The organism is Candidatus Nitrosocosmicus sp. R (assembly GCF_054408505.1).
Map to the genome: position 1 here is coordinate 369,054 of NZ_CP167090.1, position 13,563 is coordinate 382,616.

Annotated in this window: 14 protein-coding genes and 1 tRNA gene; 9 read left to right on the top strand and 6 right to left on the bottom strand. The window is 35.3% G+C overall.

Annotated features, from left to right (window positions below; all coding sequences use genetic code 11):
- The first annotated feature begins 122 nt into the window (after nt 1-122).
- The 3 genes from AAGU22_RS01910 to AAGU22_RS01920 all read left to right on the top strand — a co-directional run bounded on the left by AAGU22_RS01910 (nt 123) and on the right by AAGU22_RS01920 (nt 3,044).
- Nucleotides 123-722 (top strand): TetR/AcrR family transcriptional regulator, encoded by a 600-nt coding sequence (locus AAGU22_RS01910; protein ID WP_458720561.1) that lies wholly within the window; start codon nt 123-125, stop codon nt 720-722.
- Nucleotides 723-830: 108 nt separating this feature from the next.
- The gene (locus tag AAGU22_RS01915; RefSeq protein ID WP_458720562.1) at nt 831-1,343 is read left to right on the top strand and encodes a gamma carbonic anhydrase family protein; all 513 of its coding nucleotides are present in this window, start codon (nt 831-833) and stop codon (nt 1,341-1,343) included.
- Nucleotides 1,344-1,595: 252 nt separating this feature from the next.
- Complete coding sequence (locus AAGU22_RS01920; RefSeq protein ID WP_458720563.1) at nt 1,596-3,044, top strand: MSCRAMM family adhesin; 1,449 nt, start codon at nt 1,596-1,598, stop codon at nt 3,042-3,044.
- Nucleotides 3,045-3,348: 304 nt separating this feature from the next.
- Here the strand turns inward: AAGU22_RS01920 and AAGU22_RS01925 are convergent, their stop codons facing one another.
- Together AAGU22_RS01925 and AAGU22_RS01930 are read right to left on the bottom strand one after the other, a co-directional pair.
- Nucleotides 3,349-3,570, bottom strand: a complete 222-nt coding sequence (locus AAGU22_RS01925; RefSeq protein WP_458720564.1) for a hypothetical protein — start codon at nt 3,568-3,570, stop codon at nt 3,349-3,351.
- A gap of 288 nt (nt 3,571-3,858) precedes the next feature.
- On the bottom strand, nt 3,859-4,533 hold the full coding sequence (locus AAGU22_RS01930) for an O-methyltransferase (RefSeq protein ID WP_458720565.1): 675 nt from the start codon (nt 4,531-4,533) through the stop codon (nt 3,859-3,861).
- A 694-nt stretch (nt 4,534-5,227) separates the two neighbouring features.
- Between AAGU22_RS01930 and AAGU22_RS01935 the strand changes: the two genes are divergently transcribed.
- Together AAGU22_RS01935 and AAGU22_RS01940 are read left to right on the top strand one after the other, a co-directional pair.
- On the top strand, nt 5,228-5,902 hold the full coding sequence (locus AAGU22_RS01935; RefSeq protein ID WP_458720566.1) for a hypothetical protein: 675 nt from the start codon (nt 5,228-5,230) through the stop codon (nt 5,900-5,902).
- A 43-nt stretch (nt 5,903-5,945) separates the two neighbouring features.
- Nucleotides 5,946-6,043: transfer RNA gene (locus tag AAGU22_RS01940), tRNA-Arg, on the top strand.
- An 875-nt stretch (nt 6,044-6,918) separates the two neighbouring features.
- Here the strand turns inward: AAGU22_RS01940 and AAGU22_RS01945 are convergent.
- From AAGU22_RS01945 to AAGU22_RS01960, 4 genes are all read right to left on the bottom strand, one after another.
- A complete protein-coding gene (locus AAGU22_RS01945; protein WP_458720567.1) occupies nt 6,919-7,518 on the bottom strand; it encodes an Ntn hydrolase family protein in 600 nt (199 codons plus the stop codon).
- A gap of 49 nt (nt 7,519-7,567) precedes the next feature.
- The gene (locus AAGU22_RS01950; RefSeq protein ID WP_458720568.1) at nt 7,568-9,340 is read right to left on the bottom strand and encodes an ATP-binding protein; all 1,773 of its coding nucleotides are present in this window, start codon (nt 9,338-9,340) and stop codon (nt 7,568-7,570) included.
- Between the two features lie 101 nt (nt 9,341-9,441).
- The gene (locus AAGU22_RS01955; protein WP_458720569.1) at nt 9,442-9,639 is read right to left on the bottom strand and encodes a hypothetical protein; all 198 of its coding nucleotides are present in this window, start codon (nt 9,637-9,639) and stop codon (nt 9,442-9,444) included.
- A gap of 61 nt (nt 9,640-9,700) precedes the next feature.
- On the bottom strand, nt 9,701-10,192 hold the full coding sequence (locus AAGU22_RS01960) for a PUA domain-containing protein (RefSeq protein ID WP_458720570.1): 492 nt from the start codon (nt 10,190-10,192) through the stop codon (nt 9,701-9,703).
- Nucleotides 10,193-10,421: 229 nt separating this feature from the next.
- Here AAGU22_RS01960 and AAGU22_RS01965 point away from each other — a divergent pair, with 229 nt between their 5' ends.
- The 4 genes from AAGU22_RS01965 to AAGU22_RS01980 all read left to right on the top strand — a co-directional run bounded on the left by AAGU22_RS01965 (nt 10,422) and on the right by AAGU22_RS01980 (nt 13,526).
- Complete coding sequence (locus AAGU22_RS01965; protein ID WP_458720571.1) at nt 10,422-10,712, top strand: hypothetical protein; 291 nt, start codon at nt 10,422-10,424, stop codon at nt 10,710-10,712.
- Between the two features lie 91 nt (nt 10,713-10,803).
- On the top strand, nt 10,804-12,276 hold the full coding sequence (proS, locus tag AAGU22_RS01970) for a proline--tRNA ligase (protein ID WP_458721724.1): 1,473 nt from the start codon (nt 10,804-10,806) through the stop codon (nt 12,274-12,276).
- A 106-nt stretch (nt 12,277-12,382) separates the two neighbouring features.
- Entirely contained in the window at nt 12,383-13,003 is a 621-nt protein-coding gene (locus tag AAGU22_RS01975) for a signal peptidase I (RefSeq protein WP_458720572.1), read from the top strand.
- Nucleotides 12,996-13,526, top strand: a complete 531-nt coding sequence (locus AAGU22_RS01980) for a DUF367 family protein (protein ID WP_458720573.1) — start codon at nt 12,996-12,998, stop codon at nt 13,524-13,526. Before AAGU22_RS01975 ends, AAGU22_RS01980 begins: the two co-directional genes overlap by 8 nt.
- Nucleotides 13,527-13,563 lie beyond the last annotated feature (37 nt).

Sequence of the window (13,563 nt, forward strand, 5' to 3'; positions counted from 1 at the left end):
ATATCGTGTGCCATAAATTTTTTATTAAAAAAAAGTGGAAAATCAGATGTGCCTCGTATTGGAGTAGTAAACCTCAGAGGATACAAGTATTATTACACACATCTTGAAATGGGTGATCATTAATGTGTCCAAAGGTAACATCTCAACATAAGCAAGAAGTACGAGGTAGGATTATCCAATCAGCAATTGAATGCTTTTCTAAAAATGGATTCGATCGAACTCGAATGGATGAAATATCTCTTTTGGCCGATTTAAGTAAAGGAACATTATATAATTATTTTGATAATAAAGAAGATTTATTTCATGCAATTTGTGAGGACAGTCTCGACCTACTAAAAATTCAACTTGATCACTTATTTACTAAAAGTAGGGATGACCTAATATCCAATGCAGAATTATTTTACGAAAACTTTCAAAAAATACAAAAGGAAGGAAGTGCAAAGGTCTTTTTTGAGGCCTTATCAGAATCAACACGCAATCCAAAATTAAAAATAATCTTGTTCAAGCATAGACTCAAAATCTATAAAGTTGTTGAAAACTATTTGCAGATCCAAAGTGACAAGGGGTTTATTAAAGGTGATATTAACTTAACCTATGTTGCCTCAGGAATGGTGTCTTTGTTTGACGGTATTACCGCAGGAAGTCTCCTTGGGATCCCTGAAGATTATAATAAGAATATTTGGGCTGTAACGATAAAGGCGATATTGTCAAATTTAAACTAGAACCAAACCAAAGCTAAAAAGTTGGCACATCAATTTCAAGTGGAGTGATCCCAATTCATATCGACTAATCTGTAATAATTTATAACTCATTACATCATTAAGACGAGTGTGTCATTATTGCCTTTTAAAAATAAAGTTCCAAAAATAAATTCCGATTGTTTTATTGCACCGAATTCTGTGATTATCGGTGACGTAGAAATAGGCTCTCGTACATCGATTTGGTTTGGTACTGTTCTTAGAGGTGATGTCTTTCACATCAAGGTTGGATATAATACCAATATACAAGATAATAGTGTTGTACATGTTACCGCTAATAAATATCCAACCATAATTGGTAACAATGTTACCATTGGTCATTCGGTGACACTTCATGGTTGTTCAATAAAAGATAACTCGCTGGTTGGGATTGGATCTGTTGTCATGGATGAGTGCGAGCTTGGAGAATGGTCTATAATTGCTGCAGGATCCGTGGTTAAGCCAAACACTAAGATTCCCTCAGGTAAACTTTGGGGGGGATTGCCCGCAAAGGAAATCCGTGACATAAATGACAAGGAACGAGAATGGATAAAAGAGTTATCAAATAATTACTTAGAATTATCAAAACAATATTTGAGCATATGAGGGGAATTAGAAATATGTTTTTCAAATCTGTAATCGGTGAATCAAACTTGCCCCTACATGTGAATATTCAAATCTAATATCTAAAACCAGCCTGCATATGTTGGAATACTAGCAATGTGTTTTAGTAGAGTTCTATTATATAACTAACTAGGTTAATTTTGTTTCTTTTATTTTTATTGAACATGATGTTGTACTATTAATGAAGTAATCAGTTATCAAACTGCTTTATGGGATTAGCTGGGATCTTCAATAATGCTAAAGATTATACCATTTAATCTACTATTAATATTCTTAGTAGTGGTAGTAACAGGTTCAAGCACACACGCAATCTTTAATCAAAACGTATTAGCACAAAACTCTGGTGAAGACAGTTCCCGTGGATTAAATTTTGATAGTCTATTCGGAAGTAGCAAAGAAGGTTTCAGCTTCGATGAAATGTTCCCATTTGGTGATTCTAGCACCACTGGTTCTCAGGATGAATCATCATCTAGCGATGATGACTCCGCCACTGGTTCTCAGGATGAATCCGCAGCTACTGACCCAATGGGTGGGATCGATCTTGTATTTCCATTCAATGATATTCAATCTCCAAAAGCACAATCTGATACACAATCTGAAGATGCAAGCTCCACAAGTCCAGACGCCAGTAGTAAATCCGTAGATCCACAGACTGACGCAGCCTCTTCTAAAGACGAAAGCGACGCAGCCTCTTCTAAAGACGAAAGCGACGCAGCCTCTTCTAAAGACGAAAGCGACGCAGCCTCTTCTAAAGACGAAAGCGACGCAGCCTCTTCTAAAGACGAAAGCGACGCAGCCTCTTCTAAAGACGAAAGCGACGCAGCCTCTTCTAAAGACGAAAGCGACGCAGCCTCTTCTAAAGACGAAAGCGACGCAGCCTCTTCTAAAGACGAAAGCGACGCAGCCTCTTCTAAAGACGAAAGCGACGCAGCCTCTTCTAAAGACGAAAGCGACGCAGCCTCTTCTAAAGACGAAAGCGACGCAGCCTCTTCTAAAGACGAAAGCGACGCAGCCTCTTCTAAAGACGAAAGCGACGCAGCCTCTTCTAAAGACGAAAGCGACGCAGCCTCTTCTAAAGACGAAAGCGACGCAGCCTCTTCTAAAGACGAAAGCGACGCAGCCTCTTCTAAAGACGAAAGCGACGCAGCCTCTTCTAAAGACGAAAGCGACGCAGCCTCTTCTAAAGACGAAAGCGACGCAGCCTCTTCTAAAGACGAAAGCGACGCAGCCTCTTCTAAAGACGAAAGCGACGCAGCCTCTTCTAAAGACGAAAGCGACGCAGCCTCTTCTAAAGACGAAAGCGACGCAGCCTCTTCTAAAGACGAAAGCGACGCAACCTCTTCTAAAGACGAAAGCGACGCAGCCTCTTCTAAAGACGAAAGCGACGCAGCCTCTTCTAAAGACGAAAGCGACGCAGCCTCTTCTAAAGACGAAAGCGACGCAGCCTCTTCTAAAGACGAAAGCGACGCAGCCTCTTCTAAAGACGAAAGCGACGCAGCCTCTTCTAAAGACGAAAGCGACGCAGCCTCTTCTAAAGACGAAAGCGACAAATCAAGCTCTGACAACTCTCGTATGATTGCTCCTCAAAGTGAAACCACCGCAACAGAAACAGGAAAACCAGTAGCTCCTCAAAGTGAAACAACAACAACAGAAACAGGTAAACCACTAGCTCCAATAGCATAATAGGATTGACAATGATTAGGTGATGCAGGTGCGAATGGAAAAATTTCATACCTGCAAGCCTAAAACAAAATTTTTATATTTTTGATTTATTCAGATTATTAGTATTTTTTTGACGTATTATTTCGGGCCATTCGACATAAAGAATAATTAATTTTACAAGAGAAAATTCCAAAGTGCAAGTTGTTAGTCTAGAAAAACTCATTATTTACAGCTATTCTTAATATTATTATGAATTTATGGATCTTAATTTTACAATTCTTTCATTTGGCAGTACAACATGTAGTTTTTTCAATAGTAATTAGTTTCATGAAACGGATTCAAATATTTTCTTGAGATCTTCCTTAAGGGCTTTGTATTTGTCCAATCTTGTTCGTCCTTCCTCCGTGGATGGTATATTCTCTAATAATTTTCTTTGTTCTTTTTCTGTCATACAGTCAACCGAGTTCAGGATGTCTTCTAGTTCAGACTTTGATAATTCAAGTGTGATTATTTCATTGGGATGATTCGTTTTAACAATTTTTGTCATGTTCATATTGCTATAATCAAATTAATATCTTTGTTCATAACCAAACACAGACTAGCCCGGTTGCAACGATTTTCGACATTAAAATTAATCGAAATGGTTAAGGTTAAACATTGATTGGTCCAAATAAGTTCATATCTTAAATAGTCTCAATTTACGCCTTCATAATGCAATTATTTAATTCTCTCTTAAATATTCAAATGTTACTGCTGTTGTAATATGTTTCACAAATTCATTTGTGTTCTAATTTCAAATAGGATGGAGTACATTATATGTCGTTAGTCTCAGAAATTATTTTATTTTTAGACTAACTTCTTCCCCATGTCCGATCGGGACTGTTACTGATTTTATAGAATCTTTTTTCCTTATATGTTCTATATATTTGGACATACTTGGTCTATATTCCTCAGGATACAATACATTATCCGTAACGATCACTCCACCCTTCTTTACTATTGAGACAGCTAAATCAAAATATTCTGGTAAATTTTCTTTGTCAGCATCCAAAAAAATGAAGTCAAAATATTTGGATTGATCGCCTGAATTATCCTTAACATAATTTGACAATTGCCTTAGGACTTCTATGGCGTTTCCTTTAATTATTTCTATTATGTCACTGACTCCAGCATTCCTAAAATTTGTTGCTGCTTTCTTAGCCTTTAGTGGATTATTGTCTATGGTAGTTATATTTCCTTTTGGCGGGTGAGAGTTTTCTTCATTCTGATAAAACGAATATGCTAACCACAGTGTCGAGTATCCAACAGAAGTACCTACCTCTAATATCTTTTTGGCATTCATTGATGATAGTAAGATACTAAAAAATTTTCCAGTGTCCCCGGTAATCGCAAGCATCGAATCCTCATGGGATACCTCTGCTAAGCCTGATCTTTCTAATGTTGATTGTTTTTCCAGCTCAGTTAAGACTTTCATGATTCTCGAACAAGTATTACGATCCAAGTCTGACATTTTCTAGTACCGTGATTATTTGGTTATCCTAATATTAAAAAGATATTTCTCGCATTCTAAATTGATAGAATTAAAGATCATAGTTAATTTTTGCCTTTTCCCCGGTACTTAAATAGAAAAGACAAAAATCATGAATTTGGAGTCTGATCTTGATATTTTGACCTAATACATGAATGATACTAAAACCCCGATAAATGCCCGGAATAAACTTCAACACGCAGTCAATATGTTAACCGTCAACCGAGGTGACCTGTTATAATTTAGCTGATCAGAATGATTTACTTTATGATAACAGGAGAATAGCAATCTAATGCTATCAAAGATAGGGTACAGAATCTAGGATTTAAAGAAAAAACTGAAGATAAACCTTCAGAAAATATACCAGTGTTCTAGTGAGAGAGATTGTAAAAGTACCGTCTATTTCGAGAAATAGAAATTTCAGGTTTGATTACTAGTTTTTACTCAATTTAGGGACTGAAAATATCTTGCATTTAGTAAAATTTGATTAGTATCATTCTAAAAAAATATTTTTTCTAGCTCTGATCAAAAAATTGATAATATTTCTGCTTTTGGCATTTTGTTTCTAATGTTATCATAATTTTCCAGTATTCAATTATTATTAATTGCTAAATCCAAAAAAGATAAAAAAATTGCAAATATTTTTAATAAAGTTCATCTTACAATAAGTTATAGAATGAAAACCCTTCAAATTGCTACCTTTGGTGACGATGATCAAGATGGAATTGCACTAGGGATCCGAAATTTTCCAATTCATCAACTCATATTGATATGCTACTCAAGTGATGAATCCAAAGCTATCGAATATTCAAAGAAGATTGAAACAATAATCGGTATCGGTTCAGAAATAATTCTTGTTGAGAAGGAAAACGTCGTAAAGGATACAATTGAAAGAGTTAATGAAGTATTGTTAAAGAAAAGTATGGAATATCATCAGATACTTATGAATGTAAGTTCCGGGGATAAATTAATCAGTTGTGCTGCACTCTCATCAGCATTCATTAATGGAATAAAGGCTTTTGCAATGGACCATGCTCACACTGTACCTCTGTTATTACCAGTACTAAAGTTCAGTTACAGCGAAATCATATCAGATACCAAAATAAAAATACTGCAAAGTATTGATAGCATAGGCGGCATGGTAAGCAGCTTGGAAGAACTAGAACAAATTTCGGGTTACGGAAAACCTCTTTTGAGCTATCATGTTCAAGGCGGTAAGGAAAATAAAGGATTGGCAGATTTGGGGTTGGTAGAAGTAGACAAAGGTGACAGAGGTAAAACAGTAATTAACATTACTACTTTGGGCAAACTAATGGTTACATCCAACCTCGTAAATTCTTCTCAGCATTAATATTATGTTAATCTTAAAAAATATAATAATCTAAGTGTCAGATGGGCTCGTAGCGCAGACTTTGGATAATCAAAGGTGCATAATGGATAGCGCGGACGCCTCCTAAGCGTCAGGCCGAGGGTTCAAATCCCTCCGGGCCCGTTACGATAAAGATTGTTTTAATTTACATGTCCTGTCCAAATCATTTGAACGAAATGGTCTCTAATCTCAGTAATATTGGGATTAGTAATCTTTAAAGCTTGATATGTTTATTGAAATAGAAATCCAATCATAAAGTGCTAGTAAAACGAATCCACGTTGAATATCGGATTTATCGATTATTTTTTTTAAGAAAAACCATAACATCCAAGACACTAACAAAGGAGGTTTCTTAATTGGTCCATCATAGCAAAATTAATTATTCTAAAATTGTCCAGCATATGAAGGTCTATGTAAATGCTCTTGACAATAATAGGCCGAACACGGAACACACCTGGATATCGGCTTACCAGAACAATGATGTACAGGACAAAAAATTGTATTTTCATGGGTTGTGGATGATTCTATATTTAAATGCTCAAATGAAATATTGTTTAATGAATCAAAATAATCTGTGGACATTTCAAACAATACTATGGGGAAAAGAATCTAGATAAGCATTCGAGGCGATATAATCTATTTACTCTTATATCATGACAGATGGATTTACTTATTTCTGCGGCTAAATTACCTATTATTATTTGATATGTAGTAATCTACTAGAATCTATTTAAAGAACTGATATCAGTCGTAAGCCCTTCAGGTCCTTTTTATTTATTCTAATAATAGTATTTATAAAAAAATAAAATGTAGTTCCAAATTTGGTAGAACGAGAATTAGAGATCCAACTGCCAACACTTAGTATTCTAGATAACTTGACCGTCTCACTTCTCAAATTAGTTTAAATAAATAATTGAAACTTTGGTTGATTTGGCCTCAAAGGAAGAAATCGCTTATTGCCACTTGCTATAAATATGATAAATATTTGTTTTTCAGATTTATGCTGGATACGAACTTTCGCTTTTCCCATTCTTATTGATGATCAAAATATCTATACCATCACCACTTGCAGAATCCCTTTGAATGGATGATCGAATGGATCTTAATGCTAGATTTGTTGCCTTCTCCTCATCTAGGTTTTCATTGAACTCTGCATCCATTACTCCCAATGCCATTTCAGCTCCAGTTCCTACTGCAGCATATCTATCTGGTAAAACCGAACCTAGTGGATCGAGAGTATAAATTTCTGGTTTTCCAGTTGTAACACCTCCCACCACAACCTGAGTCAATAAGGGAAAGTATCTCCTTTCAAACATTATGACGGACATCAGTTTTGCAACCGAATTTGGTTCGACGTTACGTCGGGTTTCCAATTTCCTGATTTTTGATAGAGCGCTTACCTGGCGTACAAGAACCTGCATGTCAGCAACCATACCTGCACAGGCGGCACCCACATGATCAGTAACATTAAATGTTTTTTTAGTATTTTTATTAACTACGAAATTGCCATATGAAACTCTCTTTTCAGCAGCCAAAAGTACTCCATCATTGTAAGTAATCCCAACTGCTGTTGCTCCGGGCATAAATTGAAAAGCCATTTAATAATTAAAAAAAAAGAGTTAGATTTAGTCGTTTCTATATTGATGCCTACTTTTTCAACATTGAGTAGTCATGAATCTTGATTGCTTCGGATATTAGCTTATTTTGAATTTCTAGAATGTCCTTTGCCTCTGGATACTTTGATCCAACCACCACCTCTGCAACAATATTTGTTATGTGTCTGAATAGGAATTCATCTCCTCTTTGAGCCTCTACCTTATAGGTGGAATGAGCCTTATTTACAAAGACGATATTTTCATTTGTAAAACTGTATCTCGGATCAGTTTCATCCTCGTAGGGGATCACCTTGTATCCTATTTTTTTTAGCGTGAAAGTTTTTTTGAGAATAGGCTTTCTAACCGTTTTTCTAATCATCCCGTTGTTGCCAGTAGCGAGGTTGTCTTGGTAATTATTATTTGAAATCTGTGTTAAAGAAGCACTCTCTCTGTTGGTAGAATCGTTAAGAGCAAATTCATTTGCTGAATTTGAGATTTCAGAATTGTTTAAAATTTTGTCTCTATTGTCTGTATAATTGTCTGATAAAGAGGTTTTTGTAGATTTCTTTGCATTCAAATCATCAAAATTTGAATCAGAATTTCGTTTGCTGTTTTCATCACCGATATCTAAATCATTGTTCCCATCTTCCTGTGTTAAGGTAAAAGATACATTATCGGTTTTATTATTTTCATAACCTTGAATTGAATTTGAATCGCCTGTCAGACTATCTTTTATGTGACTTGAGCCATCTGTTCCGTTCTCGCCAGCTGGGGATGAAACCTCGACCGATTCGAATCCTTGAATTTCTTCTACTGGTTCAAGGGTTTCCAAAACAGCTTGACCCATGACTTTATCTATTTCCTTATAAATTTTTGATTCTTCCCTTGTAATGAGAACGTCTTCATATTCTGTTAGGCTCGGAAGCACTTGATCAATTATGAATGTTTTTACATTTTGATTGAAAGCGTTATAGGTATCATTCTCAATCAACGCCGATTTATCTGCAAACCTGGATGTAAGTTCGTCGCATTTTACATATCCTGTAACTCGGCTCAGCTTGTTGTCAAATCCAAATGTGCTCCTCAAAACCACGTGATTACCTACCATTATTGCTATTCCTTTCTCATCTTGCCCCAAAGGCCTTCTCGCAATGGTTATTTCACCGGTGGTTCTTGGATTATCTAAATTTACTTCTAACTTGTAACCTTGAATATCTGGCGAGTGTATTACTTGGGAATTAGACATATCCCATTCTTTAATATTGTTAGCAGATTTGATATACACCTCAAATAGTGGATATTTTAGAATAGAGAGTTTCTTAATCTCTTTGGAAAGTTTGTTTATGTCGATGCTAATTTTAGATCCTATCAAAAATATTTCAGTACCATTTCTGCTGAGTTTTGGTTCTTTTATCTCACGTAATTTTGCTCTTCCAGTAATAAGCTCCTCTAATGTATTCCCATCAATAGCTATGGTTTTGCTAAAATCATCCAGCCGAGTTTTGATTTTCATTTGATTAAACGAAGTCAAAAAGGATAACCGTCCAGTACCATATCTTCCCGTTCTTAACCTTTTCAATTTTGGTGAAAGAGTTTCTTCAGCTTTATGGGGTGAGCCTAATATCAAAAACTTGTCCATTGAATTGGAGTTCATCCCTGCGTTATCTTCAATTACCACGTTGCCGTTTTCTAATACTGTTACGAGAACATTCGTTGCATCCTCGTCAAAGGCGTTTTCAATCAGTTCTCTCACTATTTCGTAGGGAGATATCCACGTTTTCGTGGCAAACTCTCTAAAAAATGATGGATGAACCTTTAATTCCATAGTCAATATATTTTAGTTTTTAGGAGAAGATTATTTAAATAAATATTAAAAATTAGTTGACTAAATTCCTAATTTTTTTTCACAATCTCAGGGCTGTGTTTCTATGTTGATACAGTGGGGGTAAAGCCAAGTATTATGACCTTCGGAATTAAATCTACTAAACCTAACGTTATTTTAGGCGGATGAGTTTCGATGAATGGATGTACCGTCGTATAATAAATTAACAAAACTGGAACTGCAGCGCATCCTGCTATAGTTAAAAGGATTAGCCAAGTAGCTGTCATCTTTCCCGTAAGCATGTAATTTTAAAAATGGTTGAGATATATAAAGATAAAGCTCTCATACGTATATTATTTAATCTCATAATCGAAAGGAAATTTCCTTAAAAGCATTCCAGAATTTATCACCGACATAGTGCAGATTATTTATGATCTGTCCCTTTTGTAATTCTTTGGCGTTAATGCTGTCCTCAAGTGCTATACCGACAGATAAATATTTTCCATATTTTTCCTCCTTTGCTACAACTATGTCATTTTTCTTGAATTGACTAAACTCTACAATACCTGGACGCAATATCTTTGCTCCATTACATATGAACTTTATAGAACCCGAGTCCACAATTATCGAAGGGAATTTTTCCAGGACTTCGGTTCTGCCCAAAAAAGGCAGTATAGTCTCCTCAGAAATGAAAACTGCAACAAGGGAATCGATAACCAAGATACTCTTATTCTCTTCAATTTCAAAAACTTTAATATTCTTAGTTTTGGGAATCGATATCTTCTCCTCCCAGCCATTGACTATTGTTTTGAGTATTTTCTCCGTATCTTTCTTGGAGATCACATACGTCTTCAAACAGCTTATTCAATTCGTCATAGATAATAAAGATGTATAATTATTGATCATATAATAGTGATTATTGGTTATTGCTTATTATATCTCATGCAGATATCCACAAATTTAGCGAATCTAAAATCAAAAATCTTGTAGTCTATATGTCTCTTTTTTTTACACTTTATCTTAATCCTCAAATTGGAAAAAAAATTTTTATAAATAATTAGACCATACATTAAATCTAATTGAGATGAGTGAATCGCCCGATACGAAATATGAGGTTCCAATAAAGCAAGTGGAAAAAACATTGAAAATAAGTGATAGAGCCAAAGCTGAGTTAAAAAGCTCAGGGATGATGGATGATAAAGGTAAACTAAAACTAAAGGGCGTCAGTCCAAAAATGTTAAAGAGAATGAAGTTAGAATCTATAGATTGTCCTGTGTTCAAACAGGAACTTGGCTTTGTAGAATGCTACGTTTGTAGCAATTTTCATAGTAGAATTAGTGGTGTGGTTTATTGCAAGGGTGACCCTTTAGAGTAGTCTAGTTATTTCTTTTTGTTGCGCCATTAATAACAGCATAAGCTTCATAAATAGAAATCCATAGCTATCTTTTGATTAATTGGACCAGAAAATCAGTAAAGAATTCGGTATTAGTGTGAAAAAAGATGAAAACTTTAGCGAGTGGTATTCTCAAATAATTGAAAAAACAGGGTTGGCGGATTATATATCTGCAAAAGGTTTCATTGTCCTGCGGCCATACGGTTTTGCTATCTGGGACCTCATCAAGACTTATTTAGATCAGAAATTCAAAGAGACAGGACACCTAAACGGATTCTTACCTTGCTTGATACCTGAAAGTCTGTTGAACAAAGAGGAAAAACATTTCAAGGGATTTAATCCAGAGGTCTTTTGGGTAACGTCGTCTGGTGATTCTTTGTTGAATGAAAAATTAGCGTTGAGACCCACCTCTGAGGCTCTACTTTATTCAATATTTCCGAAATGGATATCCAGTTATCGAGATCTTCCACTTAAAATGAATTTTTGGAACACCGCTTTGAGGGCTGAGATAAAGTCAACAAAACCCTTCATACGAAATTCGGAATTCTTATGGCAAGAGGGTCATACAGCTCACGCCAACAAAAAAGAGGCAGAGGACGAAGTAATGACAATTTTGCATCTCTACAAATACTTTATTGAAAAAGTCCTTTTAATTCCTACGATATCTGGCTACAAAAGCAACAAAGAGAAATTTGTTGGCGCAGATTATACTACTTCATTGGAGGGGTTGATGCCTGATGGAAAAGCACTACAACTTGGTACTTCCCATAACTTGGGTCTTAATTTTTCACAACCATTTGAAATTAAATTTTTGAACAAAAACAATAATGAAGATTTTGTTTGCCAAACTTCTTGGGGGATATCTTGGAGATTGATTGGAGCGTTAGTAATGGTTCATGGAGATGACAAAGGTTTGATATTACCTCCAATCGTAGCCCCAATCCAAATTATTATTGTTCCAATTTACAAAAATGTAAATGCACATTTAGTTAAAGACCATGCTAATAGGCTAAAAGATAGTTTGGTATCTTTAGGCTATAGGGTTTTTGTAGATGAAAGAGATGAGTTTACCGCTGGATGGAAATATAATGAATGGGAAATGAAAGGGGTCCCTGTCCGAATAAATATTGGACAGAGAGATATTGAAAGAAATAATGTAGAAGTAGTGAGAAGAGATAATAGACAAAAAAGTATTGTCCCTATGGAGGATTTGAGTAAAGAAATCGAGAAAATTTTTCAAGGTTTGCAATCTAATTTGTACTGCAAAGCCGAAACATTTCTTAAAGAGAAAACAAAAATCATAACAAATTATGACGATTTCAAGAGGAATTTGGATTATTATTCAGGCTTTATGGTGACAGGTTGGTGTGGTAATGAAGACTGTGAAGTCAGAGTAAAGGAGGATACTGGAGCAGACATTAGGGTAATCCCGTTTGATTCAAAAGACCTCCCAACAGAACTCAATACGACATATGACCTAATTAAGGATTGTATATATTGCGGAAAAAAGGCAAATAAGACAGTTATCTTTGCAAAAGCATATTGATAAAATACTTTTATTTTGAATTACTCAACGGGGATGAAATAAGAGAGAATTAAAATTTAAACAGAATGTTTATGTAAGGTTTAAAATCCAAATTATTTATTACAAGTTGTCAAAAAAGAACAAGGATAACAAGAGGAAAGATATAAAGATAATCATAATCATTGTTGTAGTCTTTGCTATAGCATTTATTTCTATTAGGACTCTATTGGCCGACTCTAATCCGTTTTATGTAGTGGCAAGTGGTAGCATGATCCCTGTACTCAACATAAATGATTTGATAATAGTTTGGGAAAAGGACAATAGCACTTTTGCTAATGCGAATATAGGTGATATCATCGTTTTTAAAGCCCCGGATCCAGCGGAAGAAAATAAGACCATTGTGCACCGGGTATCAGCCATCATTGAGAAAGGGAATAATTTGACAGGAAACGTGATCCTTTGTGCTCCTATTGCCATAAATGAAGTCATACAGGAAAAAACAATTTTGACAAAAGGAGATGCAAACGAATGTTCCATTCCTGGAATAGATTTTCCGATAACAAAGGAGAACTATGTAGGGAAAGTTATCTATACAATCCCACAGGTGGGTATCATTCCTCAGGTTTTGAAACCCCCTGTAAACTATATCATAATGGCTATAATTGCTGGATTATTGATATATTCATTCATTCGTGGAGGTAAAAAGGATAAACAGGAAGAGGAGAAAGAAAAATTAAAAGATGAGTGAATCCCGTGCGATACCTTTAGAATTAGCTGTACTAATGTATAGGCAGGATGATCCAAACAAGTGTACAGCATCACGACTTGTTAAATTTAAGATGGTTAAGGAAGTAAGAAGGGTTCCTACCACATTTTTGGTACTCAACCCTTTCGCTGAAAAAATGGTTATCCCTAATGATATGAAAAAATTTAGAGGCATTTGCGCTATTGATTGCTCTTGGAAATTAGCACCTCAGGTAATTAATACGTCCAAAAAATTCTTTAATAATAGGAAGCTTCCTGCTTTATTGGCCGGAAATCCTACCAATTATGCCAAATTAGGAATGCTTTCAACTGTTGAAGCCATATCCGCAGCATTGTATATTTTGAATTACAAAGAAATGTCTAGAGAAATTTTAAATAAATTTAAGTGGGGACATACATTTCTGGATTTAAACTCCGAAATCTTGGAGGATTATTCTCATGCACTAGGAGAAGATGAGATCATAACGATAGAAAAGGATTACTTTCCACACATATTCAACTCCTAACAACAAATTCTACGAAAAGTACTGCATTAAAATCAAA

Bases quoted from the DNA above. Each gene is read 5' to 3' on its own strand.
- AAGU22_RS01910 (WP_458720561.1), top strand. From the start codon at position 123: ATGTGTCCAAAGGTAACATCTCAACATAAGCAAGAAGTACGAGGTAGG.
- AAGU22_RS01920 (WP_458720563.1), top strand. From the start codon at position 1,596: ATGCTAAAGATTATACCATTTAATCTACTATTAATATTCTTAGTAGTG.
- AAGU22_RS01925 (WP_458720564.1), bottom strand. From the start codon at position 3,570: ATGACAAAAATTGTTAAAACGAATCATCCCAATGAAATAATCACACTT.
- AAGU22_RS01930 (WP_458720565.1), bottom strand. From the start codon at position 4,533: ATGTCAGACTTGGATCGTAATACTTGTTCGAGAATCATGAAAGTCTTA.
- AAGU22_RS01935 (WP_458720566.1), top strand. From the start codon at position 5,228: ATGAAAACCCTTCAAATTGCTACCTTTGGTGACGATGATCAAGATGGA.
- AAGU22_RS01945 (WP_458720567.1), bottom strand. From the start codon at position 7,518: ATGGCTTTTCAATTTATGCCCGGAGCAACAGCAGTTGGGATTACTTAC.
- AAGU22_RS01950 (WP_458720568.1), bottom strand. From the start codon at position 9,340: ATGGAATTAAAGGTTCATCCATCATTTTTTAGAGAGTTTGCCACGAAA.
- AAGU22_RS01955 (WP_458720569.1), bottom strand. From the start codon at position 9,639: ATGCTTACGGGAAAGATGACAGCTACTTGGCTAATCCTTTTAACTATA.
- AAGU22_RS01965 (WP_458720571.1), top strand. From the start codon at position 10,422: ATGAGTGAATCGCCCGATACGAAATATGAGGTTCCAATAAAGCAAGTG.
- AAGU22_RS01980 (WP_458720573.1), top strand. From the start codon at position 12,996: ATGAGTGAATCCCGTGCGATACCTTTAGAATTAGCTGTACTAATGTAT.